Consider the following 22,523-nt stretch of genomic DNA (forward strand, 5'->3'; position numbering starts at 1 on the left):
TTCGCGAACGATCAACCATCCAAGACATCCCGATAGAAACGCCACTCGGCTTCCAGCGCGTCAGCCAGGTTACTGGCCTTGCGAAAACCGTGGCGTTCATCGGGATAGAAATGCGCTCGAGCCTCAATGCCGTTGTCCTGAAGGGCCTTGAGCATGGCGCGGGTCTGTTCCGGCACGACCACGGCGTCGAGTTCTCCCTGAAAGAAAATGACCGGTACGCTGATCCGCTCGGCATGCAGCAGAGGTGTTCTGTCCCGATAGCGTTCGGCATCCTCGGCCGGGTCGCCAATCAGCCAGTCCAGATAATCCCCCTCGAACTTGTGAGTCACTTTGCCCAGGGCGATGGGATCGCTGACACCATACAGGCTCGCTCCTGCACGGAAGACCTTGTGAAAGGCCAGCGCGCACAGCGTTGTATAACCACCGGCGCTTCCTCCGCGGATAAAAGCCTGATCCTTGTCGATCAGCCCCCGTTCTGCCAGGTGTTCAACGACTGCGCAGGCGTCTTCCACATCCGAAACACCCCAGTTCAGGTGCAGGCTTTGTCGATAGTCGCGGCCATACCCGGTGCTGCCACGATAGTTGAGGTCGGCGACGGCGAAACCTCGCTGTGCCCAATACTGGATGCGCAGGTCCAATACCGGATAGCAGGCTGAAGTCGGGCCGCCATGGATAAAAACCACCAAGGGCGGTTTTTCCGCGCCATTCATTGCCGGATAGAAATAACCATGGGCTTTGGCTTCGCCGCTGGCATAGCTCAAGGATTGCGGGCGGCTGATACGTTCCGCTGGCAAGGGGGACTCCCCGCCGGCCAGGACGCTTGTGCTGTGATCCTGGCGTGAGATGGCCAGTACGGCCGAGGGGCTGATGGCCGAGGCCGCGATGCAATAGATAAAGCTTTCATCCATGGCCAGGCTGCGAAACCGGGTGTAACCGGCGCTGAAGTCTTCGACCGAACCGTCCGCCTGGCGCAAACCCAGCACGCCCAATCCATCCTGCGACCAACTGGCCAGATAACCGTTGCCCGTCGGCAACCAGGTACAGCCGCCCAGTTGCCAGGGAGCCGGTGAATGGTCGGCCGCGGCGGCAGGGAAAGGTGTCAGGCCGGAAGGCGTTTCCTGCCATGGCTGCCAGAAACCGTCGCGATCCGTCAGGCAACACAAGCGTCCTTGAGCATCGAAGCGTGGTTGTTGCAGGGATTCCTGCTGCGGGCCATCGCCTGCCACGCAGCGTGCCGCCGACCAGGAGCCGTCACTCAGACGTTCGCTGCACATCAGCATCGTACAGGTCCAGGGCTGATGCGGGCGTTGCCATTGAACCCAGGCCAGTCGCTGTCTGTCCGGGCTCATGACGGGGGAGGCATAGAAGTCGGCCCCCTCGGCCAGCAGGTGACGCTGGCCGTCAGCCAGATCGATCGCCACCAGACGATGGGTGTTGTGATCCTCCTCGACGGCCAGGACCTGATCCGTGGCGAAGTGCAGGCCTCCGTAGCGTCTGTCGCCCTGCGTCAGTTGCCGGGGAGCACTGGCGTCCAGTGCCTGTCGATACAACTGCTGATCGCGCTCGTTGACGAACACCACGGCATCGTCCGCGATGCAGAACGACCCTCCGCCATATTCATACACCCGGCTGCGCACGCTGAAACCGTCCGGTGTCAGGCGACGGACCTGACCTTCGGCCCAGTGCCAGATACGGCAGGCGGCGTCTTCGGGCCGGTATTCGTTCCAGAACAGTCCGGCAGGGCTGAGATCCAGTTCAGAGAAGTCGATACCTGCGGCAACGGCCTGCGAGGCCGGGAACAGATCAGGAGGATTTGGCGATGAGGCGTGAGTTTCGTTCATTGCGAAAGGCCAACTGTTCGATGGTTTGAGTCGCGGTTTCCGATTCGTCGCGGGCCTGGGTAATCAGCCCGTGATGCGGGGATTTGCTGCAGACCGGGTCCGTATTGGCAGCATCGCCTGTCAGCATGAAGGCCTGGCAACGGCAGCCGCCGAAATCCTTTTCCTTCTCGTCGCAGGAGCGGCAAGGTTCGGGCATCCACTCGTACCCGCGGAAATGATTGAAACCGAACGAGTCGTACCAGATGTGCTGCATGCTGTGGTCACGCACATTGGGAAACTGGATCGGCAACTGACGCGCGCCATGGCAAGGCAAGGCCGTGCCGTCCGGGGTGACGGTCAGAAACAGGCTGCCCCAGCCATTCATGCAGGCCTTGGGGCGCTCTTCGTAGTAGTCGGGTGTGACGAAGATAAGTTTGCAGGGATGTTTCTCGGCTTCCAGCTTTTCACGGTACTGGTTGGTGATCGTCTCGGCACGTACCAGTTGATCCTTGGTCGGTAGCAGACCGACGCGGTTCAGGTGCGCCCAGCCATAGAACTGACAGGTGGCCAGTTCCACGAAGTCCGCTTCAAGGGCCAGGCAAAGCTCGATGATCCGGTCGATCCGGTCGATGTTATGCCGATGGGTAACGAAGTTCAGCACCATGGGATAGCCGTGCTTTTTTACCGCACGGGCCATTTCCAGTTTTTGTGCGAAGGCCTTTCTGGAGCCGGCGAGCATGTTGTTCACTTGCTCGTCGCTGGCCTGAAAGCTGATCTGGATATGGTCCAGCCCCGCCTTCTTGAAATCGATGATTTTCTGCTCGGTCAAGCCAATGCCTGACGTGATCAGATTGGTGTAGTAACCCAGGCGACGGGCTTCTGCGATGAGTTCGGCCAGGTCCTGACGCACCAGCGGTTCGCCACCGGAAAAGCCGATTTGCGCCGCGCCCATCTGCCGCGCCTGCTGCATGACGGTGAACCATTGCTCGGTGCTCAGTTCCTGACCCTGTCTGGCGAAGTCCAGCGGGTTGGAGCAATACGGGCATTGCAGCGGGCAGCGGTAGGTCAGCTCGGCCAACAGCCACAGCGGCAGGCCGACAGGTGGCGTTGGCGGTATGAGCGGACCCTGGGTGGTGTTTCGGGTATCAGGCAAGGTTTATCCAACTCTTTTCCTGGGCGACTCTCATGAAATCATCGACATCGGCACCCAGTTCCGGAACGTTTGGAAAGCGCTCCTGCAACGATGCAATGATGAGCGCCACGCTGCGTTGTCCATCCACCAGACTGCCGATCAGGCCGGCACTTTCGTTCAGTTTGATCATGCCTTCGGGATACAGCAGCACATGGCCGTTCTGGGCCGGCTCGAACTGGAAGCGATAACCCTGGCGCCAGCTGGGGACTTGTTGTCGATCGAATTTCATAGGCTGATTCCCTTATGCCATACATTCTGGTCGGTGACGCTGTGATAAGGCGGGCGGTTCAACTCGTACGCCATGCTCATGGCGTCCAGCATGCTCCATAAAATGTCGAGTTTGAACTGCAGGATTTCCAGCATGCGCTGCTGGCCTTCGTAGGTGGTGTAGTACTTGAGTGTAATCGCCAATCCATGTTCCACATCGCGACGTGCCTGACCCAGGCGAGTGCGGAAATACTCATAACCTGTCGGGTCGATCCAGGGGTAATGCTGGGGCCAGGTGTCCAGGCGCGACTGGTGAATCTGGGGGGCGAACAGTTCGGTCAACGAACTGCTGGCCGCTTCCTGCCAATTGGCACGGCGAGCGAAATTCACGTAGGCATCGACCGCAAACCGGACGCCCGGCAGGACCAGCTCCTGTGAACGCAACTGGTCCGGGTCCAGCCCCACGGCCTGACCCAGGCGCAACCAGGCTTCGATACCGCCGTCTTCACCCGGAGCGCCATCGTGATCCAGCAGGCGCTGTATCCATTCACGACGGATTTCGCGATCCGGGCAGTTGGCCAGAATCGCCGCGTCCTTGAGCGGGATATTCACCTGGTAGTAGAAACGGTTGGCGACCCACCCCTGAATCTGCTCGCGAGTCGCCCGGCCTTCATACATCGCCACATGGAACGGATGGTGGATGTGGTAATAGGCGCCCTTGGCACGCAAAGCCTTCTCGAACTCGGCGGGGGACAGCGCAGTGGTCTCGTTCATCATGTCTCCTAAAGCTCGATACTCATGCCGTCATAAGCCACTTCGACATGACGGCGCACCAGCTCGGCGCGCTCCGGAGAATCTTCGTCGAGAATCGGGTTGGTGTTGTTGATGTGGATAAGGACCTTGCGCTGTTCCGGGAACGCCTCGAGCACTTCCAGCATGCCGCCGGGGCCGTTCTGGGCCAGATGACCCATTTCCCGACCCGTACGGGTGCCGACACCGCGCCGCTGCATCTCGTCGTCGTCCCACAGCGTGCCGTCCACCAGCAGGCAGTCGGCGGCCTGCATTTTTTCCAGCAGGGATTCATCGACCTTGCCCAGACCGGGGGCATAGAACAGCTTGCCGCCTGTCCTGAGGTCTTCGACGATCAGGCCGATGTTGTCGCCGGGGTGCGGATCGAAGCGATGCGGCGAATAAGGCGGTGCCGCGCTGCGCAACGGGAATGGTGTGAAACGCAGATTGGGGCAGGCCGGGATGATGAAGCTGCCTTGCAGCTCGATACGATTCCAGACCAGGCCGCCGTTCCAGTGCTTGAGCATCTCGAACAGCGGAAAGCCCGTGCTCAGGTCTTCGTGGACCATATCGGTACACCAGACCTGGTGCGGGCAGCCTTCGCGCAGGCTGAGCAGACCGGTGGTGTGATCGATCTGGCTGTCCATCAGCACAATGGCGCTGATGCCGGTATCGCGAAGTGCGCGGCCGGGTTGCATGGGAGCGAAGCCTTGCAACTGGGCGCGGATGTCCGGGGAAGCATTGCACAGTACCCAGTTGACGCCATCGTCAGAGATCGCAATGGAGGATTGGGTGCGGGCCTGGGCACGCAGGCTGCCATCGCGAAAACCTGCGCAGTTGGCGCAGTTGCAGTTCCACTGGGGAAAACCGCCGCCCGCTGCGGAACCTAGAATCTGGATGTACATGTCAGCTCCATACCGGGGAGCGCTGAAAAATGAAAAAGAGCGCTATCCATAAAAAAAGCCCCGGCGAACCGAGGCTTTGTACCGTGTCGACATCAACGGTTCGCGAAGTACATGGTGACTTCAAAGCCAATACGCAGATCAGTGTAAGCAGGTTTGGTCCACATGGGAGACTCCTTCATATGATTGCAGCGGTTGTGACTACATCTTAGTGCGCCTGAGCAGGCATACGTTCAGATACTTAGGAAGCTATGTTACTCAATTTAACAATTTGGCAGGGCGGGAATTTAATGAAAGATGCTTGCCATCGGGCAGGAATACCCGTTTAGCCCATGGGGGCCGGGCGATTGGCCAGGATGAGCCAGCCTCCGTCGGCAGCGTTCAACTGGTGGGCAGCCGCGAGCAACGAGTGTTTTTCCAGATGTGACAATGCCTCGCGCAGTGCTTTGAAACCGTCTGCGTCATGCCCGTTCAGAAAGGCTTGCCAAAGCCATTGGGCGGCCTGTCCGGTTGGCATTGTGATGGGGTCGAGTTGATCGTCGAGTGTTTGGCGAAGATCGTCGATATCGGCGTCTTGAATCAGGTTCGGCAAATCCTCGATGAAGGCCTCGATGTGCCGGACAAGTCGTTCTGCGTTGCAGGTGGGCGATTGCACACCGAACAGCAATCCGGTGCGCCCGGCGATCTGGCGCAAACCGCTGAATACCGCATAGCCCAGTTGCAGTTCGACCCGCAGACGCTGATAGAACGGTGCCTGTATGAGGTGTGCGAGCAGGCGCCAGCGGGCTTCATCGTGAAGTGAGGTATCGGGTGTGGTGCAGAACAGCAGCACGGCATCTTCCGGTGACTCTGACCTTTCCATCTGCCAGCGTTTGCCCTGTCTTGTCGCAGCTACAGAGAGAGCCTGCGACTGCGGCAGCCCCGGCATGGCCTGCAGGGCGCTGTTCAGGTGTGATCGATGACGGAGAGGCAGGCCTGTGGCAAACCCGATCCAGCTGGCGCTGCGCCAGAGCGTCTGAAGATCATCGACAGATTGCCCGGTGGGGCTGGACAAAAAGTGATCAGGCAAGGCCTTGAGCAGTTGGCGAATCGGAATCAGGGCGGGCTCGCTCTCTGCTTGGCCATGACGCGCCAGCGCCTTGCTGTCTGGAGAGTGCAGCCCATGCAGCGCTTGTTCGACGATGGCTGGCATCGGCTCATGAAAGCCCGTGAAACTGAGTTCCCAGTGATTGCCGCAAGCGCTGAAGGACAGGGTCACACCGGCCTGTCTGGCTTGTTCGCTCAGGTTTTTCAGACCGTCATTGAGTGTTCGCCACCAGTGGGGCTGTGCGGTCGGCAATTGCCAGCGTAGAAAAACCGAAGCTTCACCGCTGTCGCAAGGCAAGGCGTCGCTGTAGACCAAAGGGCTCGTCAGGACAGGGTCGCCCTCGACGAGGGGTAACAGAAAAGGGTTGGCTGTGGGCAAGTGCCACTCGATGCGCCCGACAGACGGATTATCCACAGGCGACGCCGATAGAAGCGTGTGGGGCGTTAGCCTGTCGAGCAATGCATTGAGTGCCAGAGCACCTGCTTCGCTCAGGCCTGCCGGCACATCGCGGCAGAAATGATGCGCCATTTCCAGCGCGCTACAGGTTTCCAGGCGTCGATGTTGCACGCGGCGATACTCTTCGACCAGCGCTGGCCATCGGGTCTTGAAGAACGCGAGCCAGCCAAAGAAAAGCGTTGCAACCATGCCCGATGCGGCGGGGCGCGCGCCTGTGCATTCGACATCGAGCAGCACTTGCCCGCCAAACCGGTACAGCGGTGTGGCCTTGAGTGAGCCGATCAACCCTTGCCCCACCAGTTCGGCCACCAGACCACCCGGTTGGGCGTCCATCAACCAATGACAGAAAAACGCGACAGCCTCTTCTGTCTTGGCTGGTAAACCTTCGCAGGCAAACAGCAGGTGCACATCTGTCGGCTCTGGTATCGAGAGGCGAATCGGCGATTCATCGATCAGAGGCGGTGGCATCTGCTGCGTAACGGTCTGTCCGGTGCTGAAAGCGGCGCCATGTTCTGTGGCCAGGATTTCCAGCTCTGCCAGTGGCAGGGGGCCGCTCAGGCACAAGGTCATTTGCCCGGCCTGATAGAACCGCTGATAGAACGCCCGAAGGGCTTGCTGAAAGGCCGGATTGGGCACGGCGAGGCTGTAGCGATTGCCCGCATGAAAGCCCCGAAGCGGGTGCTGCGGGTTGAGGGTGGCCAGCAGACGGATCTGATGACGGGCCTGGGCATCCTGAGTCCAGGCGATGAACTCGGCATGCAACACTTCACGCTCGCGTAACTGATCGGCCTGAGCCATGCGTGGATGAGCAAGCATGTCGCACAGGCGCTCCAATCCCCGGGCGAAGGCTGGAGGCGGCAGCTCAAAGAAAAAGTCGGTGGTGCGCTCACGGGTGCTGGCGTTGATCTGCCCGCCATGGCGCTGCACGAAGGTCATCAGGTTCTGGTCGGAGGGAAAGCGCTCGGTTCCGAGAAAGAACAGATGTTCCAGAAAGTGCGCCAGTCCCGGCCAGGCTTGCGGCACATCATGACTGCCCGCCGCGACCCGCAGCGATGCTGCACAGCGCTTGAGCCGAGGTGCATGGCACAGCACCACATTCAGGCCATTGGGCAGGGTCAGTCGCTGGACATCAGGCATGAGCGTTTCACAGAACTGTGGGAGCGAACACATTCGCGATCACGCATTTTCGCGAATGAATTCGCTCCCACACAAGGCGAAAATGGCCCCCGGTAGGAGCGAATTTATTCGCGATATGGCAGATGTGTATCAGCCAGCCAGCAACCACACACCGGTTGCAGCCGAAGCAGCGCCGGCAATCCGCACCAGCGGTGCAGCGGCCTGAGGCAGGATTCGCACCACGGCGTAGCCTGCTGCATGCAGTACCGCCGTTGCTGCCACGAAACCGGCTGCATAGGCCCATGGGCTGGACATGTCCGGCAGTTCAAGACCGTGTGCCACACCGTGGAACATGGCAAACACCGCCGTGGCTGCAACGGCCAGTGCCAACGGTGGACGAACGGCCAGCGCGACGGCCAGGCCCAGCGCCAGTACCGAGGCGGAGATGCCGCTTTCCAGCGCAGGCAGCTCCAGACCCGCGAAGCCCAGCAGGCCGCCGATCAGCATGGTGCCCACGAAGGTGCAAGGCAGTGCCCAGCGGGCAGCGCCTTTCTGCTGGGCGGCCCACAGGCCGACCGCGAGCATGGCCAACAGGTGATCAAGGCCTCCAATCGGGTGTTCGATACCTGCAAGCAGGCCGTTGTCGCCATGGCCGGGGTGCGCCATCGCCAGGGTCGGAGTAAGCAGCAAGGCAATGACGCCGAGGGCTTTCTTGTAGTTCATGGACAGGTTTCCTAGGAGGGTTGAGTTCAGGCGCTGACTGTCAGCAGACCCTGGCGTTCGATAAAGGCAATGATCTGTTCCAGACCCTGGCCGGTTTTCTGGTTGCTGAACACGAAGGGTTTGTCGCCACGCATCTTCTTGGTGTCGCGGTCCATCATTTCCAGCGATGCGCCTACCAGCGGTGCCAGGTCGATCTTGTTGATCACCAGCAAGTCGGACTTGCAGATGCCGGGGCCGCCCTTGCGTGGCAGCTTGTCGCCCGCCGACACGTCGATCACATAGATCGTCAGGTCCGACAGTTCCGGGCTGAAAGTCGCTGAAAGGTTGTCGCCACCGGACTCGACGATGATCAGGTCCAGCCCCTCGAAACGACGGTTGAGTTGATCGACGGCTTCCAGGTTGATGGACGCATCTTCACGAATCGCCGTGTGCGGGCAACCGCCGGTTTCCACGCCAATGATGCGTTCCGGGGCCAGTGCTTCGTTGCGTACCAGAAAGTCGGCGTCTTCGCGGGTATAGATGTCGTTGGTCACGACCGCCAGGTTGTAGCGCTCACGCAGGGCCAGGCACAGGGCCAGGGTCAGGGCGGTCTTGCCGGAGCCGACCGGGCCTCCGATGCCGACGCGTAAAGGTTGGCTGTTCATTGAGTTCTCCATGGATGCTAGGACCGGAACAACCGGCTGTATTGACGTTCATGGGCCATGCTCGCCAGCGACAGGCCAAAGGCGGCGCTGCCGATCTGTCGGATGTCTTGAGCGGTGGCGTCTTGTTGGGCCTGCTGCAACAAGGGCAGCAGTTCACTGGTCAGGCGTTGCGCGGCTTGCTGACCCAGCGGCAGGGTTTTCATCAGCACGGCCAACTGGTTTTCCAGCCAGCTCCACAGCCAGGCGGCCAGCGCGTCCTGTGGGCTGATGTCCCAGGCACGTGCTGCCAGTGCCCAGCCCAGAGCCAGATGCGGTTCGCCGGTCTGTTCCAGAAACAGGCGGGCAGGACGATCCAGTTCAGGCAGGCCATTGAGCAACTGTTGCAGGGAGTAGCCCATCTGGCGGCTTTCCAGGTGCAGTTCGCGGGTTTCCCGGCTGGCGCGGTGTTGCTCGCTCAGTTGCAGCAACTGACCCCAATCCTCCTCGGCGGCCGCCGTGCAATGGGCGAGCATCAAGGGTGCCTCGAAGCGGGCAAGGTTGAGCAGCAACTGATCGCCGATCCAGCGCGCAGCGGTTTGCGGATCGACCACGATGGATTGCTCCACGGCCATTTCCAGCCCTTGCGAATAGCTGTAGCCACCAATCGGAAGCTGCGGGCTGGCCAGACGCAGAAGCGCCCAGGCACGATTCATTTACGCACGCCGAACTGGTGCAGGCGCGGTGCGTAGTTGAAGTCTTCTTCCCCGGCGCGCGAATGGTGGTGACCGCCTCCGTAAGCGCCGTGTTCCGGCTGGAAGGGGGCTTCGATGGTTTCGGTGGTGGCGCCCAGTTGGTCGAGCATGGCCTTGAGCACGTAATCGTCCAGCAGACGCAGCCAGCCATCGCCCACTTGCAGCGCCACATGGCGGTTGCCCAGATGATAGGCCGCACGGGTCAGCTCGAATGTGCTGCTGCAGGTGACATGCAGCAGTTGTTCAGGACGGGCACAAACGCGAACGATACGGCCGTCTTCGGCCTGCAGGAATTCGCCGTCATGTAGCGGCTGTTGCCCGCGTTGCAGGAACAGTCCTACGTCTTCGTTTTCGGCACTGAAGCAACGCAGGCGGCTTTTACTGCGCGCCTCGAAATTCAAATGCAGTTCGGCGTCCCATGTGGTCTGGGGGTCGATTCGTTTATGAATCACCAGCATCAGAAAGCTTCCAGCTAATTACGATGCTTCAAATCAGAGCAAGGGGCTTGCCAATAGTGCAGGAATCTACAAAAGGCAGGCGTGAGGGGTGCAATGATCAGAAAATATACAAATGTGCGCACCAGTGTAGTGCGTGTGTTTATTTGTGTTTCAGGATGGTGCGATTTTTCTGATCGTTGTGTCAGTCGTGACTGCCCAGGCCCTTCCAATGCTTGGCGCCCATGAAGATGAATCGCAGCTGCTGGGTAATCTTGGCCTGGGGGGTGAGGTGGGCCGCGAGTGTGGCGGAGGGCGGGTCAATCAGCTCCGGCAGCATGGCGAATACGCTTTTGACCACCAGGTCGGCAATGATCGAAAGGGCATTGGTATCGAGGTGTCGCCACTTGGGCATTTTCGCCAGGTCGGCGGTCAGGTCGGCGCTGATGCCTTCTCGCAACGCGCCCAGCGCCTGGCGCACCTTGAGCGAGCCACCGTACTGTTCGCGGGCCAGAAAAAAGAACTGCGAGCGATTGGCGGCCACCTGGTCGAGAAAGATCTGCACCGAGGCGTGAATCAAGCCGCCCATGACCAGTTCGTTATGCCGCACCAGACGAATGGTTTCGCGAAAGGTCTGGCCCACTTCGCTGACCAGTGCCAGTCCCAACTGGTCCATGTCTTCAAAGTGACGATAGAAACCAGTGGGCACGATGCCTGCCGTACGTGCAACTTCTCGCAGGCTCAGGCTGGCGAAACCGCGCCCGCTCTCCATCAACTGGTGAGCAGCGTCGAGCAAGGCTCTTCGGGTCTGTTGTTTCTGTTCGGCACGGGGCAGCATGGGCAAACATTTTGGGAGTGGACTGCGCAGCACTCTAACATGCGTCGAAAGGCTTTTGATTGAAGGACCGGCGACGGCTACTTTTTCTATCAGGAGGAACCTGGCGGGTTGTTTGCCAATCAGATCAAACCCTCGGCGTTTTCATCAGTCGAAGGAACATGTCGTATTCAACGCACCATGGCCGGGGCGTTGTTTTTTTGGAGTGTCGTGCAATGACGCGCAGCCGTAAGATTTTCGCCTGGACAGGTGCCACGTTGTTACTGGTGCTTGCCGTACTGGTCATTGTGATCGCCACTTTCGATTGGAACCGCATCAAACCCACCCTCAACGAAAAGGTCAGTGAAGCGCTGCATCGCCCGTTCGCGATCAACGGCGATCTGGCCGTGCTCTGGCAGCGAGAGCCGGAGTCCGGTGGCTGGCGCGCCTGGTTGCCCTGGCCGCATTTCGTGGCCCAGGACCTGAGCCTGGGCAACCCCGAGTGGTCGAAAACCCCACAAATGGTCACGCTCAAGCGTGTCGAGTTTCGTCTGGCCCTGCTGCCATTGCTGGTTCAGGAAGTGGTCATTCCGCGTATCGACCTGACCGGCCCCGAGGCGAAGCTCGAGCGCCTGGCCGATGGTCGGGCCAACTGGGTCTTCGACCTGCCAGCGTCAGACCCGAACGCAGAACCTTCCAGTTGGGTGCTGGATATCGGTGCAATCAAGTTCGACAAGGGGCTGGTCAGCTTCAATGACCAGACCTTGAACACGCGGCTGGATCTGATTATCGACATGCTGGGCAAGCCGATCCCCTTCGGTGACATTGTCGGCAGCAAAGAGGTGCAGAAGGCTCAGGAGAAAGGTGCGGTTCCACAGGATTACGCCTTCGGGCTGGCGGTCAAAGGTCAGTATCACGGCCAGAACCTCAGCGGCACCGGCAAGGTAGGGGGCTTGCTGGCGTTGAAGGATACGACGCAACCCTTCCCGGTTCAGGCCGACCTGAAAGTCGGTGATACGAAGATTGCCATCGCGGGTACCCTGACCGATCCGCAGAACCTGGGCGCGCTGGACCTGCGGCTGAAACTGTCCGGCGCGAGCCTGAGCCACCTCTATCCGCTGACGGGGGTAACCCTGCCCGATTCACCGGCCTATTCCACGGACGGTCGGTTGATTGCCAGCCTGCGTGACGCTGCCGGAGCGAACTTCAGGTACGAAGGTTTCAACGGCAAGATCGGGAACAGTGACATTCATGGCGACCTGAATTTCGTGGCCAGTCAGCCACGGCCAAAACTCAGTGGTGTGCTGGTCTCCAATCAATTGCTGTTCAGCGATCTGGCCCCCTTGATCGGTGCCGACTCCAATGCTGCCCAGAAGAAACGTGGAGGCGACAGCAAGCAGCCCAAGGGCAAGGTCTTGCCCGTCGAGGAGTTCCAGACCGACCGTTGGCGTGCCATGGATGCCGATGTGGAATTCACTGGGAAGCGGATCGTACAAAGCCCGGACTTGCCCTTTACCGACCTGTATACGCACCTGTTGCTCAATGACGGGCAGTTGAGCCTGCAACCGCTGCGCTTTGGTGTGGCGGGCGGCAAGCTGGATGCCGAGATACGTCTGGACGGCCGTATCCAGCCACTTCAGGGGCGGGCCAGGGTGTCGGCGCGCAACTTCAAGCTCAAGCAACTGTTCCCCACTTTCGAGCCGATGAAGACCAGCTTCGGTGAACTGAACGGCGATGCCGATATCAGTGGTCGCGGCAATTCGGTCGCGGCGTTGCTGGGCACGGCCAATGGAGAACTGAAGATGCTGGTCAACGACGGGGCGATCAGCCAGGGCCTGATGGAAATTGCCGGGTTGAACGTGGGCAACTATGTGGTGGGCAAGCTGTTTGGCGACAAGGACGTGAAGATCAACTGCGCGGCCTCCGACTTCGGCCTCAAGGATGGTCTGGCGACCAGTCGCCTGTTCGTGTTCGATACCGAGAACGCAATCATCTACATCGACGGCACCGCGAACTTCAAGACCGAGCAACTGGACCTGAAGATCAACCCCGAGTCCAAGGGCTTCCGGGTGTTTTCGCTGCGTTCGCCGCTGTATGTGAATGGTCCGTTCGCCAGTCCCAATGCGGGTGTGCAGTCCGGGCCGTTGCTGTTGCGCGGAGCCGGGATGGTCCTGCTGGGTGCAACGGTCGGGCCGGCGGCGGGGTTGCTGGCGCTGGTGGCTACCGGGGATAACCAGCCCAACCAGTGCGGCCCCTTGCTGGAGCAGATGAGGGCGGGCAAGGCGCCCAAGACGGTCAAGTAAGAGGCTGTTTTTCGCGGATGAATCCGCTGCTCGTGTCGGAGCGGATTCATCCGCGAAAGGTTTTAAAGGTCGTTCAGGATATCCGCCATATCATCGGCATGCTCTTCTTCCTGAGCCAGGATGTCCTCGAAGAGACGGCGTGTGGTCGGATCGGATTCGCCGACGTACTGGATGATTTCCCGATAGCTGTCGATGGCAATGCGCTCGGCAACCAGGTCTTCGTAGACCATTTCCTTGAGCGTCTTGCCTGCAATGTATTGGGCATGAGAGTTCTTCGACAGGGTGTCCGGGTTGAACTCCGGTTCTCCCCCCAGTTGCACGATACGCTCGGCCAGTTTGTCGGCATGATCGGCTTCCTGTTGGGCGTGCTCCAGAAACTCTGCGGCCGCCACATGGGCTTTCAGGCCGGTCGCCATGTAGTAGTGGCGCTTGTAGCGCAGCACGCAGACCAGCTCGGTCGCCAGTGATTCATTGAGCAAGCGCAGGATGGTTTCCCGGTCTGCGTTATAGCCCTCGGTGACGGCTCCGTTCTCGACATTGTGACGGGCACGCTCACGCAGGCTGCTGACATCGGATAGCTGTGGTGCAGAAATCATGATTCATCTCCATGGTTCATCAGGTTTACGCCCCGTTCTTTGTGTACTGCCCGGCGAGGTCGTTAATAGCTGTGAGTGATGAACGCGGAGAAAGTTTTATCGGATTTCGACCAGTCCATCGGCTGCTGTCGGTGTAAAAAATATAAGAAACGAGTGTGCAGCAGCGCGGTCCCTACCTTGAGACATTCATTTCTGGAGGCACCACATGCTCAAGTTTCTGGGAGGCACCGTCGGTATCATTTTTCTGATCGGCCTGATCGTGGTCATTGCGCTGTTCAAGCTGATTTTCTAATGCCCGGCCAATAAAAAAGCTCGGTGCCTGAGGCAACGAGCTTTTTCGGCCATTGCGGGCAATGCCTACATGGCGCGTTCGTTCGCTTCGCGCTGTTCACAGGTCATGAAGCCTTTGTTGGTCACACGACCGTCGCTGTTGAAACTCACGTGGTAGACCTGTTTATGGCCATCTTTGGTCATCACGTAGTTATTGCAGGTGCCCGGGCTGACCTTGCGCTCGACGGTGGAAGAGGGCTCACCGCCGATGGTCAGCACTTGCTGGCGAGTCATGCCGTTTTCGACCTGCTTGACCAGCGGTTCGTTGCGATAGGTCACGAAGTCCACAGGGTTCTGCACGGTGGTCGTGCCGCAGCCCGCCAATGTGCCCAGGACACAGGTTGCTGCCAGGATTTTCTTGTACATCGTTGTCTCTCCGAATGACAGAGCCGGTGTTGGCCCGATATTTCTTGGAGCGTGTCTCATACGTGAGAGTTCGATAATAGATGGCGATAAGGCAGCACGCGTGTTTGTCATGTTTTTCTGTCTTGCTGCCAAACACCGCTAAGGTTTTATCTATCGATCCACGTCCTTATCAGGAGAATGCATATGGCTAAAGAACAGGCTACGCGTTATCCGTTGTTGCTGGTTCCCGGGTTATTGGGGTTTGTGCGGTTGCTGGTGTATCCCTACTGGTTCGGCATCATCAAGGCGCTGGAGCGGGGCGGCGCAACAGTCATTCCGGTGATGGTATCCGGCGTCAACTCCACCGAGATCCGGGGCGAACAGTTGCTGAAGGTCATTGAGCAGACCATTCGCGAAACCGGCGTGGCCAAGGTCAATCTGATCGGCCATAGCCAGGGCGCTCTGACAGTCCGTTATGTTGCTGCCAAACGGCCGGATCTGGTGGCGTCGGTGACGTCGGTCGCCGGCCCCAATCATGGCTCCGAGCTGGCCGATTATCTGGAGCGTACCTTTCCGGTGGGCAGTCCGGGCGGGCGTCTTGTCAATGCGGTCATCGGGCTGTTGTCCTGGACGATCACGGTATTTGAAACCGGCTACCGCGGGCCAAAACTGCCCATGGACATCTCGGCTTCTCACCAGTCGCTGACGACCGCAGGCGTGGCGCTGTTCAACAGGCAATACCCTCAGGGCCTGCCGCAGACCTGGGGCGGACAGGGTGAGGAACTGGTCAATGGCGTGCGCTATTACTCCTGGTCCGGCATCCTGAAACCCGGCATTACCAATCGGGGGCGCAACCTGATTGACGGGACCAACGTCACATGCCGGATCTTTGCCCGCACGTTCACGAAGGAAGTCGGTGAGTGCGACGGCATGGTGGGGCGTTTCAGCTCGCACCTGGGGACGGTGATCGGCGATGACTTTCCGCTCGATCACTTCGATATCGTCAATCAAAGCCTCGGCCTGGTCGGCAAGGGAGCGAACCCTGTCGGGCTTTTTCTTGAACATGCAGCTCGATTGAAGGCTGCCGGCCTCTAGTGTCTTATGAAGCCCCGCCTCAGGCCGTTTGCCGCAACGGGGTTTTCCAGCGCTCGGCCAGAATGACACCACACAGGGTCAATGCTCCGCCCGTCAAATGATAAAGCGCCAGTTGTTCGCCCAGGGAGACCGCAGCAATCAGCGCGGTAGCAATGGGCATGAGGTTGAAGAAGAGTGTCGTCCGGCTTGGACCCAGGCGCATGATGGCGGTCATCCACAGCCAGGGGGCCAGCATCGATGTCGGGATGGCCGCATACAGGACCAGAGGAATATTGCTCGCATTCAGCCCCGTTCTGGACGAGAGGATGAACAAGGGAAACAACACGACGATTGCCACCAGAATCTGCAGATACAGCAACTGCAAGGGGGGCAGGCACAGCTGCCATTTCTTCAGCAGGGTGCTGTAGACCGCATAGGCCGCGGCGGCGACCAGAATCATCGCATCCCCTCGATTGACGCCCTGTTCGATGAGCCCCGTCAGGTTGCCCGCAGACACCACGATGACCACGCCGGTGAACGACAGCAAGGCCCCCAGCAATGCACCGAAGGTCAATCGATGGCCCAGACACGCAATGGAAAGTCCCAGCGCCATCATGGGCACCAGTGACTGAATGATCCCCATGTTGGTGGCGGTGGTCATGCTGGCGGCGAAATACGCCAGGCTTTGGTACGCCGCCATGCCCAGCACGCCCAGAATGACGATCTTGCCCGCCACCGGCTTGATGAGTGCCCGATTTTTCCAGACCGGCCCGAGCATGAAGGGCGTAAAGAGCAACCCTGCCAGCAACCAGCGATAAAAGCCTATTTCGGCAGGGAAGATCACTTCCGAGGCGGCCTTGGTAATGACGGTGTTGACGGCCCAGATCAGGATGGTCAGCAGGGGAAATGCGTATTGCATGTGGGAACCGATAGAAAGACGAGGGACTATTATCCGTTGGCCGGGCGCTCCCGGCTCGACATATATTGCAATATTCTTGGCTACACTGCTGTTCAGGCTGGGCTGATCGGCACAGTCGTACGGGAGAGTTGATTGATGAAGATGCTCGGTATTTCTGTATTGCTCGCAGGCCTGATGATGTCCGCCCAGGGTTTTGCCGCCACGGCGCAGCAGAACAAGATGACGACCTGCAACGCAGACGCCAGTGCGAAGTCCCTCAAGGGAGATGAACGCAAGGCTTTCATGAGCACCTGCCTGAAAGCTGCACCGCCTCCGGCACAAACCCAGCAGGAAAAAATGAAGAGCTGCAACGCGACGGCGACGGCTCAGGCGCTCAAGGGCGATGCCCGCAAGAGTTTCATGAGCGATTGTCTCAAGAAGAAATAATTTTCCGGCGTTGGGCTTCTGGCAATGGATGTCGGCCCAAGTGCAGTAAATACAGCTCTTGGGCCGGTTTTCCGATGTGGCTGTTGGCACACAGGGCAGGTTATCGCCGCATGCGGATCACTGGTCCTCGGCCTTGAACGCTGGCAGACTGCCGTCTTCTTTGGGCCGCCCGTTGAGGCTTTATGCCAACGTTTTCTGTGCGTCAGGTGTTATTGGCCAGCTGGATTCTGGTTTTTGGCGGTTTGCTGCTGATATTGCCCTTCAAACTCTTGCCGAGCCTGTTGGCGGGGTTGCTGGTCTATGAACTGGTCAACATGCTGACCCCCAAGCTGCAACGCCTGATTGCCGGTGAGCGTGCCCGATGGCTGGCCGTGGCTTTGCTGGGGACCATTGTCGTCAGCCTGCTGACCCTGATTTTCGCGGGCGCCATCAGTTTTGTACTGCATGAAGCCGAAAACCCCGGTGCGTCTCTGGACAAGTTCATGGGCCTGGTGGACCGCGCCCGTGGGCAACTGCCCCCTTTCATCGATGCGTACTTGCCCGCCAGTGCGGCTGAATTCCAGGTCTCCCTGGGCCAGTGGCTGCAAAAGCATATCGGTGAGTTGCAGATGATCGGCAAGGGCGCGGCGCACATGTTCGTGACCATGCTGATCGGCATGGTGCTCGGTGCGATCATCGCCTTGCAGCGGATCTCCGATGTCCATACCCGAAAACCCCTGGCCGCAGCCCTGTTCAATCGCCTGAGCCTGCTGAGTCGCGCGTTCCGCAATATCGTCTTCGCCCAGATCAAGATTTCCCTGCTCAACACCGCCTTCACCTCGGTGTTCCTGGCCGTTGTCCTGCCGCTGTGCGGGATTCACCTGCCGCTGACCAAGACCCTGATCATCATGACCTTCCTGCTCGGCTTGCTGCCGGTGGTGGGTAACCTGATGTCCAATACCCTGATCTTCATCGTCGGGATGTCGGTTTCGATCTGGGTGGCCCTGGCGGCCTTGTCTTACCTGATCGTGATCCACAAGGTCGAATACTTCCTCAACGCAAGGATCGTCGGCGGGCAGATCAATGCCAAGTCGTGGGAGCTGCTGCTGGCCATGCTGCTGTTCGAGGCGGCCTTCGGCCTGCCGGGCGTGGTGGCAGGGCCGATCTACTATGCGTATCTCAAGAGTGAGTTGCAGAAAGAGGGGTTGGTATAAAGCGCTTTTGCGAATGAATTCGCCCTTGTCATATGTATTGCCTAGACTCGAAGGTCTTGTGAGGCCTTTATCGGCTTTCCATGTTGTTTCTTCACTCAGCAAGGAGTCATTGCATGCGTCGCGTGGTGTTCAATCAGAAAGGGGGCGTCGGCAAGTCCAGCATCGCCTGCAACCTGGCGGCTGTCAGCGCTAACGAAGGTTATCGGACACTGTTGATTGATCTGGATGCACAGGCTAATTCGACTCAATACCTCACCGGTCTTACAGGCAACGATATTCCGATGGGGATTGCGGAGTTCTTCAAACAGACACTGTCGTCTGCGCCGTTCGGCCGCAAGAACCATGTCGATATCTATGAAACGCCCTACGACAACCTGCATGTGGTGACCGCGACCGCCGAACTGGCTGATCTTCAGCCAAAACTCGAGGCCAAGCACAAGATCAACAAGCTGCGAAAGCTGCTGGACGAATTGAGCGAGGATTACGAGCGTATTTACCTGGATACGCCTCCTGCGCTGAACTTCTATGCGGTTTCGGCCTTGATCGCGGCCGATCGTGTATTGATTCCTTTCGACTGCGACAGCTTTTCGCGTCAGGCCCTTTACGGCCTGCTGCATGAGGTTGAAGAGCTCAAGGAGGATCATAACGAGGGCCTTGAGGTTGAAGGGATCATCGTCAATCAGTTTCAGCCTCGTGCAAGCCTGCCTCAGCAAATGCTCGACGAACTGATTGCCGAGGGGCTGCCGGTCCTGCCGGTTCATCTCAATGCTTCGGTGAAGATGCGTGAGTCGCATCAGGCCAGCATGCCTCTGGTTCATTTCGATCCCCGTCACAAACTGACGCAGCAATTCGTTGAGTTGCACCACTGGCTGGAAGCCAGGGCGCCGGCGTAAACGTGGAGCCGGAGCGGGGCATGCCCCGTTCCGGCAAGGTTCACAGGCCCTGAACATCCGTTTTGAACAGGGCTGTATCGAAGGTGCCTTCCTTGATTGAGCGGGTAATACGTTCGATGTTCACGAGTGCCTGTTCGGCCATGTCTGCCGGGATGCGGATGGTTGCTTCCATATCGGCCCTGGTGTGTTCCTGTGACGCCGTCAGTCGATTGCTGCCGGGGTGGCATCCGCACTTGACCTCGTGCCCGTGTGTGGCAACGGCAACGCATCCGTTGATATAAGTCGGGTTACCCTCAGCGATATAACCCAGGCTCTTGCAGGCCGGACACCATACCGGATCACCCATACGCGCCACTCTGCGCTGATCTATCAATTCTGTTGCCGACGCTGACAGCACGAAGCCACCAGTGGTGGTTGGATCGCCTTCCCTGACTACGCATGACATGAGTCTGTCTCTTCTGTATTTGGACAGTACAGATGCTAGCTGGAAAGTTGGGTGGGTAAGTTCGGTTAAATAATATTAAGGAATAATCCTACAGATAAAACAGCCGGTTCTTTTGTAGGGTTTGGCGTCACTATACTTTCGGGTTATCCGTTCGGGTAGTTGAGCTGTTTTCTATATGGCTATAACCTTTTTTGTAATGACTGACAAAAAAGGAATTCAAATATGCATGTGTTGAAGGGAATGAAGTTGATTGCGGCTTTTGCTGCGCTCGTTGGTTCGGGAGTGGCACAGGCAGGGCCGCAGGTAACGGTTGTTTTCAAGAATAATGGCTCTTCGGAGGCGGTATATAGCCCTGTAGACAGTCATGAAACGCTGACAAGGTCTTTTGCCAAATCTGCACCGCGGGCTGCTGTTCCCAAAGGCGAGACAGACTCTTATGTTATTCAGGGGCGTCTTTCTCCCGATGCCAGTCACGCTTTTGTCCGGTACAGGATCGGGAATAAGGTCTGCAGGTTCAAGTCGACTTATGTGATGACGGCTACCCGATCCGCCAGGGTTCCGAAATGGATCAAGGAGGCGACGGCGAGTGGTGGTGCACGCTGCGATGCCAGAATAATTTCTGTCAATAATGCAACTCATGCATGGACTGTCGAGTTTGTGATGAGATAAACCGTGATGGTTCTCGATTACTTATTGCTTGGCTCTACGTGCCGAAAATAAAGATTTATTTTCGGTACGGCTAACGTGTTTCTCGATACTGGTTGGGCTGTCTATATGATAAAAAATATCGAAATGAGAACTGCGTCTTTGTCTGTCACCCCGATACTTGCAACTCAAGCACCGCTGAATATTAACAAAGCTGCCGACGTCTCAGGGGATGTATCCGATACAGCCACTGTCTCGTTACTTTCTCGTCAACTCAGTGAATGCGCTGCACGAGCCGAGGCACGTGATCAATCGCTTACCCGCAAAGAGTTAGGGCATCTGGCAGAAAGATTACAACGCCAGTTTAGCTCCGAGCCGTATACGCGCAGTAATGCAAGGGATGTTCTGGCAGACACTAGCGTCAGTGATCCAGTCCTGATGGAGCGGGATCGTCAAGCTCTGGACTATGTCATTCGCGATATGCACCATGCGCCGGGCGCCAGAAATCCTTTCGCTGGTTTGTCATATGAGCAGTTGACCTTGATTGCTTACGATGAAAGTGACACGTTCACTTTGAATGAAAGGCATGCGGCTTATCGTGCAGCCTGGGAAATTGAAACACAGTGGCGGATGAAAATTGGCCATGACAGTCAACAAGGCGCTTTCACTCAAGAACCGCATCTTTTTTATGCGGAGCATTTGGCCCACTTCCGTTCTCTTCCATTAATCGATCAAGCCCAATACATGGAAGATTATGAAGCCGACACAGAGTCCAGGATGCTCGAAGCCGCCCACTCCGTCGGCTACAAGCCCAATGATGAAATACTGACTCTGTTCGATCTCATCGCCGGCGCTATCCCCGGTAAAGACGGCAAGAAAAAAGAGAGTCTTGCGGAGCCCCAGGGTTCTGAGGCTCCTGTGACGGGGCAGCTCGCAGTCAAGACGAGCAGCTTATCTCCAGATGTTTCCCCCACTCCGGCGGGCGCTGTGCGTAGCTAGCCATGCCAGGTTGTTCGGTGAAAGGGTTGCAGAGCACTTCATGCAGGCGACGCACTTCGGTGTAGTCGCCTTTTTCTGCGGCCTCAATCGCGTTCTGGGCCAGGTAATTGCGCAGGATGTAGAGCGGATTGACGGCCTGCATGCGGGATTGGCGCTGTTGTTCGGTGCCGCTGTTTTCCTTGGCCAGGCGATTCATGTAGCTATCGGCCCAGCTGTCGAAGCCAATGATGTCGACAAAGTCATCGCGCAGTTTTTGCAGGGCATCGACAGCCGGTTCATCACTCAGTCGACGAAAGAAGAGGGTGTAATCGACGCCGCTGTTCTGCATCAGTTGCAGCAGGCGGCTGATCAGTGTGTCATCCTCGTCTTCGGCGCGTGTCAGGCCCAGGCGTCGGCGCATTAGGTCCAGGTAATGGGCCTGATACAGCGGTAGAAACAGGCCGATGGTTTCGCGCAGGGCGTCGACGCTGATGAAGGGCGTAAGGGCCTGGGCCAGCGCGCTGAGGTTCCACTGCGCAATCGGCACCTGATTGCTGAAGGAGTAGCGGCCTTCGTGGTCGGAATGATTGCAGATGAAGTGCTCGTCGAAGTCGTCCAGGAAAGCGAACGGACCGAAGTCGAAGGTAATGCCCAGAATCGACATGTTGTCGGTGTTCATCACGCCATGACAGAAGCCATAGGCCTGCCACTTGGCGATCAGTTCGGCATTGCGCTCGACGATTTCCCGGAACATCGCCAGATAAGGCTCGGGTTGTTCCTGGCATTGGGGGTAGTGCAGCGCCAGAACGTGGTCGACCAGCTCTTTCAGGTGTTCCGGCTGCTGGGTGTAATAGAAGTATTCAAGGCTGCCGAAACGGACATGGCTGTGTGCCAGGCGCAGGACCATGGCCGCTTGCTCCTGGGTTTCGCGCCAGACCGGTGTGCTCGAGCCGACCACGCAGGCGGCACGGCTGGTCGGAATGCCCAGGGCGTGCAGGGCTTCAGAGGCCAGAAACTCGCGAATCGAAGAGCGCAATACAGCGCGCCCGTCGCCCATGCGTGAATACGGGGTCTGGCCCGCGCCTTTGAGATGCAGGTCCCAGTACTCGCCCGCTTCGTTGCAGACTTCTCCCAGCAACAGACCGCGTCCGTCGCCCAGCCGTGGGTTATAGGAGCCGAACTGATGACCGGAATAGACCATGGCCCTTGGATCGGCATCGCTCCACAACTTGTGACCACCGAAGATTTCCGCGAACAGGGGAAGCTCGGCCTGGGCCGGGTCGAGATCCAGCAAGGCCAGGGCTGACTCGCTGGCCACCACCAGACGCGGTTCGGCGATGGGCTCCGGCAGGACCGTTGTGGAGAATACGTCGCCCAGTCGGGCAAAGCGGTTGTCGAAGATGAGTTCGTCGAGGGCTTTCAAGGGCCGTCTCCAGCAGAATGTCCGAGCATTCTGCTGGG

Annotated in this window: 24 protein-coding genes; 7 read left to right on the forward strand and 17 right to left on the reverse strand. The window is 58.5% G+C overall.

Annotated features, from left to right (window positions below; all coding sequences use genetic code 11):
• Positions 1–11: 11 nt before the first annotated feature.
• The 12 genes from ACIPY9_RS11285 to ACIPY9_RS11340 form a co-directional block, all read right to left on the reverse strand.
• The gene (locus ACIPY9_RS11285) at positions 12–1,841 is read right to left on the reverse strand and encodes a S9 family peptidase (RefSeq protein ID WP_400700525.1); all 1,830 of its coding nucleotides are present in this window, start codon (positions 1,839–1,841) and stop codon (positions 12–14) included.
• Positions 1,804–2,973, reverse strand: coding sequence for a pyrroloquinoline quinone biosynthesis protein PqqE (pqqE, locus tag ACIPY9_RS11290; RefSeq protein ID WP_400700527.1), 1,170 nt, complete (start codon positions 2,971–2,973; stop codon positions 1,804–1,806). The genes ACIPY9_RS11285 and pqqE overlap by 38 nt, the downstream gene beginning before the upstream one ends.
• Positions 2,966–3,241, reverse strand: a complete 276-nt coding sequence (gene pqqD / locus ACIPY9_RS11295) for a pyrroloquinoline quinone biosynthesis peptide chaperone PqqD (RefSeq protein ID WP_400700529.1) — start codon at positions 3,239–3,241, stop codon at positions 2,966–2,968. The genes pqqE and pqqD overlap by 8 nt, the downstream gene beginning before the upstream one ends.
• Positions 3,238–3,993: a pyrroloquinoline-quinone synthase PqqC gene (gene pqqC / locus ACIPY9_RS11300; protein ID WP_400700531.1), complete on the reverse strand. Its 756-nt coding sequence runs from the start codon at positions 3,991–3,993 to the stop codon at positions 3,238–3,240. The genes pqqD and pqqC overlap by 4 nt, the downstream gene beginning before the upstream one ends.
• A gap of 8 nt (positions 3,994–4,001) precedes the next feature.
• Positions 4,002–4,913, reverse strand: coding sequence for a pyrroloquinoline quinone biosynthesis protein PqqB (pqqB, locus tag ACIPY9_RS11305; RefSeq protein WP_400700533.1), 912 nt, complete (start codon positions 4,911–4,913; stop codon positions 4,002–4,004).
• Between the two features lie 92 nt (positions 4,914–5,005).
• Positions 5,006–5,077: a pyrroloquinoline quinone precursor peptide PqqA gene (pqqA, locus tag ACIPY9_RS11310; RefSeq protein ID WP_003243383.1), complete on the reverse strand. Its 72-nt coding sequence runs from the start codon at positions 5,075–5,077 to the stop codon at positions 5,006–5,008.
• 158 nt (positions 5,078–5,235) lie between these two features.
• Positions 5,236–7,590, reverse strand: coding sequence for a pyrroloquinoline quinone biosynthesis protein PqqF (gene pqqF / locus ACIPY9_RS11315; protein ID WP_400700535.1), 2,355 nt, complete (start codon positions 7,588–7,590; stop codon positions 5,236–5,238).
• Between the two features lie 129 nt (positions 7,591–7,719).
• The gene (locus ACIPY9_RS11320) at positions 7,720–8,292 is read right to left on the reverse strand and encodes a HupE/UreJ family protein (protein WP_400700537.1); all 573 of its coding nucleotides are present in this window, start codon (positions 8,290–8,292) and stop codon (positions 7,720–7,722) included.
• Between the two features lie 26 nt (positions 8,293–8,318).
• Positions 8,319–8,936, reverse strand: a complete 618-nt coding sequence (gene ureG / locus ACIPY9_RS11325; RefSeq protein WP_400700539.1) for an urease accessory protein UreG — start codon at positions 8,934–8,936, stop codon at positions 8,319–8,321.
• Positions 8,937–8,953: 17 nt separating this feature from the next.
• The gene (locus tag ACIPY9_RS11330; RefSeq protein ID WP_400700541.1) at positions 8,954–9,628 is read right to left on the reverse strand and encodes an urease accessory protein UreF; all 675 of its coding nucleotides are present in this window, start codon (positions 9,626–9,628) and stop codon (positions 8,954–8,956) included.
• Positions 9,625–10,125 (reverse strand): urease accessory protein UreE, encoded by a 501-nt coding sequence (gene ureE, locus ACIPY9_RS11335; RefSeq protein WP_400700543.1) that lies wholly within the window; start codon positions 10,123–10,125, stop codon positions 9,625–9,627. Before ureE ends, ACIPY9_RS11330 begins: the two co-directional genes overlap by 4 nt.
• A gap of 181 nt (positions 10,126–10,306) precedes the next feature.
• A complete protein-coding gene (locus tag ACIPY9_RS11340; RefSeq protein WP_400700545.1) occupies positions 10,307–10,939 on the reverse strand; it encodes a TetR family transcriptional regulator in 633 nt (210 codons plus the stop codon).
• A 212-nt stretch (positions 10,940–11,151) separates the two neighbouring features.
• Between ACIPY9_RS11340 and ACIPY9_RS11345 the strand changes: the two genes are divergently transcribed.
• A complete protein-coding gene (locus tag ACIPY9_RS11345; RefSeq protein WP_400700547.1) occupies positions 11,152–13,218 on the forward strand; it encodes an AsmA family protein in 2,067 nt (688 codons plus the stop codon).
• Positions 13,219–13,280: 62 nt separating this feature from the next.
• Here the strand turns inward: ACIPY9_RS11345 and ACIPY9_RS11350 are convergent, their stop codons facing one another.
• Both ACIPY9_RS11350 and osmE read right to left on the reverse strand, forming a co-directional pair.
• The gene (locus ACIPY9_RS11350) at positions 13,281–13,814 is read right to left on the reverse strand and encodes a bacterioferritin (protein ID WP_400700549.1); all 534 of its coding nucleotides are present in this window, start codon (positions 13,812–13,814) and stop codon (positions 13,281–13,283) included.
• Between the two features lie 357 nt (positions 13,815–14,171).
• On the reverse strand, positions 14,172–14,510 hold the full coding sequence (gene osmE, locus ACIPY9_RS11355) for an osmotically-inducible lipoprotein OsmE (protein WP_400700551.1): 339 nt from the start codon (positions 14,508–14,510) through the stop codon (positions 14,172–14,174).
• Between the two features lie 183 nt (positions 14,511–14,693).
• On the opposite strand from osmE, the gene ACIPY9_RS11360 reads away from it, so the two are divergent.
• A complete protein-coding gene (locus tag ACIPY9_RS11360) occupies positions 14,694–15,584 on the forward strand; it encodes an alpha/beta fold hydrolase (protein ID WP_400700553.1) in 891 nt (296 codons plus the stop codon).
• 19 nt (positions 15,585–15,603) lie between these two features.
• Here ACIPY9_RS11360 and ACIPY9_RS11365 read toward each other — a convergent pair whose 3' ends face one another.
• Positions 15,604–16,482, reverse strand: a complete 879-nt coding sequence (locus tag ACIPY9_RS11365) for a DMT family transporter (RefSeq protein WP_400700555.1) — start codon at positions 16,480–16,482, stop codon at positions 15,604–15,606.
• Between the two features lie 135 nt (positions 16,483–16,617).
• On the opposite strand from ACIPY9_RS11365, the gene ACIPY9_RS11370 reads away from it, so the two are divergent.
• The 3 genes from ACIPY9_RS11370 (at position 16,618) to ACIPY9_RS11380 (ending at position 18,994) form a co-directional block, all read left to right on the forward strand.
• Positions 16,618–16,908: a PsiF family protein gene (locus ACIPY9_RS11370; protein WP_400700557.1), complete on the forward strand. Its 291-nt coding sequence runs from the start codon at positions 16,618–16,620 to the stop codon at positions 16,906–16,908.
• Between the two features lie 182 nt (positions 16,909–17,090).
• Positions 17,091–18,101 carry an AI-2E family transporter gene (locus ACIPY9_RS11375; protein WP_400700559.1) on the forward strand — a complete coding sequence of 337 codons (1,011 nt, stop codon included), beginning with the start codon at positions 17,091–17,093 and terminating at the stop codon, positions 18,099–18,101.
• Between the two features lie 113 nt (positions 18,102–18,214).
• A complete protein-coding gene (locus ACIPY9_RS11380) occupies positions 18,215–18,994 on the forward strand; it encodes a ParA family protein (protein ID WP_400700561.1) in 780 nt (259 codons plus the stop codon).
• A 40-nt stretch (positions 18,995–19,034) separates the two neighbouring features.
• On the opposite strand, the gene ACIPY9_RS11385 is transcribed toward ACIPY9_RS11380, so the two are convergent.
• The gene (locus tag ACIPY9_RS11385) at positions 19,035–19,439 is read right to left on the reverse strand and encodes a PAAR domain-containing protein (RefSeq protein WP_400700563.1); all 405 of its coding nucleotides are present in this window, start codon (positions 19,437–19,439) and stop codon (positions 19,035–19,037) included.
• Between the two features lie 222 nt (positions 19,440–19,661).
• Here ACIPY9_RS11385 and ACIPY9_RS11390 point away from each other — a divergent pair, with 222 nt between their 5' ends.
• Together ACIPY9_RS11390 and ACIPY9_RS11395 are read left to right on the forward strand one after the other, a co-directional pair.
• Positions 19,662–20,108, forward strand: coding sequence for a hypothetical protein (locus ACIPY9_RS11390; protein WP_400700565.1), 447 nt, complete (start codon positions 19,662–19,664; stop codon positions 20,106–20,108).
• A 75-nt stretch (positions 20,109–20,183) separates the two neighbouring features.
• Complete coding sequence (locus tag ACIPY9_RS11395; protein WP_400700567.1) at positions 20,184–21,083, forward strand: hypothetical protein; 900 nt, start codon at positions 20,184–20,186, stop codon at positions 21,081–21,083.
• Here the strand turns inward: ACIPY9_RS11395 and selO are convergent.
• Positions 21,022–22,485 carry a protein adenylyltransferase SelO gene (selO, locus tag ACIPY9_RS11400; RefSeq protein ID WP_400700569.1) on the reverse strand — a complete coding sequence of 488 codons (1,464 nt, stop codon included), beginning with the start codon at positions 22,483–22,485 and terminating at the stop codon, positions 21,022–21,024. The genes ACIPY9_RS11395 and selO overlap by 62 nt on opposite strands.
• Positions 22,486–22,523: the final 38 nt, after the last annotated feature.

This window comes from Pseudomonas sp. NPDC089734 (assembly GCF_044748865.1).
In the GTDB taxonomy this organism is placed as follows: domain Bacteria; phylum Pseudomonadota; class Gammaproteobacteria; order Pseudomonadales; family Pseudomonadaceae; genus Aquipseudomonas.

What these genes read in the sequence shown, in the direction of transcription:
- ACIPY9_RS11285 (WP_400700525.1), bottom strand. Translation starts at nt 1,841, where the DNA reads ATGAACGAAACTCACGCCTCATCGCCAAATCCTCCTGATCTGTTCCCG.
- pqqD (WP_400700529.1), bottom strand. Translation starts at nt 3,241, where the DNA reads ATGAAATTCGATCGACAACAAGTCCCCAGCTGGCGCCAGGGTTATCGC.
- pqqC (WP_400700531.1), bottom strand. Translation starts at nt 3,993, where the DNA reads ATGAACGAGACCACTGCGCTGTCCCCCGCCGAGTTCGAGAAGGCTTTG.
- pqqB (WP_400700533.1), bottom strand. Translation starts at nt 4,913, where the DNA reads ATGTACATCCAGATTCTAGGTTCCGCAGCGGGCGGCGGTTTTCCCCAG.
- pqqF (WP_400700535.1), bottom strand. Translation starts at nt 7,590, where the DNA reads ATGCCTGATGTCCAGCGACTGACCCTGCCCAATGGCCTGAATGTGGTG.
- ACIPY9_RS11320 (WP_400700537.1), bottom strand. Translation starts at nt 8,292, where the DNA reads ATGAACTACAAGAAAGCCCTCGGCGTCATTGCCTTGCTGCTTACTCCG.
- ureG (WP_400700539.1), bottom strand. Translation starts at nt 8,936, where the DNA reads ATGAACAGCCAACCTTTACGCGTCGGCATCGGAGGCCCGGTCGGCTCC.
- ACIPY9_RS11330 (WP_400700541.1), bottom strand. Translation starts at nt 9,628, where the DNA reads ATGAATCGTGCCTGGGCGCTTCTGCGTCTGGCCAGCCCGCAGCTTCCG.
- ureE (WP_400700543.1), bottom strand. Translation starts at nt 10,125, where the DNA reads ATGCTGGTGATTCATAAACGAATCGACCCCCAGACCACATGGGACGCC.
- ACIPY9_RS11340 (WP_400700545.1), bottom strand. Translation starts at nt 10,939, where the DNA reads ATGCTGCCCCGTGCCGAACAGAAACAACAGACCCGAAGAGCCTTGCTC.
- ACIPY9_RS11345 (WP_400700547.1), top strand. Translation starts at nt 11,152, where the DNA reads ATGACGCGCAGCCGTAAGATTTTCGCCTGGACAGGTGCCACGTTGTTA.
- ACIPY9_RS11350 (WP_400700549.1), bottom strand. Translation starts at nt 13,814, where the DNA reads ATGATTTCTGCACCACAGCTATCCGATGTCAGCAGCCTGCGTGAGCGT.
- osmE (WP_400700551.1), bottom strand. Translation starts at nt 14,510, where the DNA reads ATGTACAAGAAAATCCTGGCAGCAACCTGTGTCCTGGGCACATTGGCG.
- ACIPY9_RS11360 (WP_400700553.1), top strand. Translation starts at nt 14,694, where the DNA reads ATGGCTAAAGAACAGGCTACGCGTTATCCGTTGTTGCTGGTTCCCGGG.
- ACIPY9_RS11365 (WP_400700555.1), bottom strand. Translation starts at nt 16,482, where the DNA reads ATGCAATACGCATTTCCCCTGCTGACCATCCTGATCTGGGCCGTCAAC.
- ACIPY9_RS11370 (WP_400700557.1), top strand. Translation starts at nt 16,618, where the DNA reads ATGAAGATGCTCGGTATTTCTGTATTGCTCGCAGGCCTGATGATGTCC.
- ACIPY9_RS11375 (WP_400700559.1), top strand. Translation starts at nt 17,091, where the DNA reads ATGCCAACGTTTTCTGTGCGTCAGGTGTTATTGGCCAGCTGGATTCTG.
- ACIPY9_RS11380 (WP_400700561.1), top strand. Translation starts at nt 18,215, where the DNA reads ATGCGTCGCGTGGTGTTCAATCAGAAAGGGGGCGTCGGCAAGTCCAGC.
- ACIPY9_RS11385 (WP_400700563.1), bottom strand. Translation starts at nt 19,439, where the DNA reads ATGTCATGCGTAGTCAGGGAAGGCGATCCAACCACCACTGGTGGCTTC.
- ACIPY9_RS11390 (WP_400700565.1), top strand. Translation starts at nt 19,662, where the DNA reads ATGCATGTGTTGAAGGGAATGAAGTTGATTGCGGCTTTTGCTGCGCTC.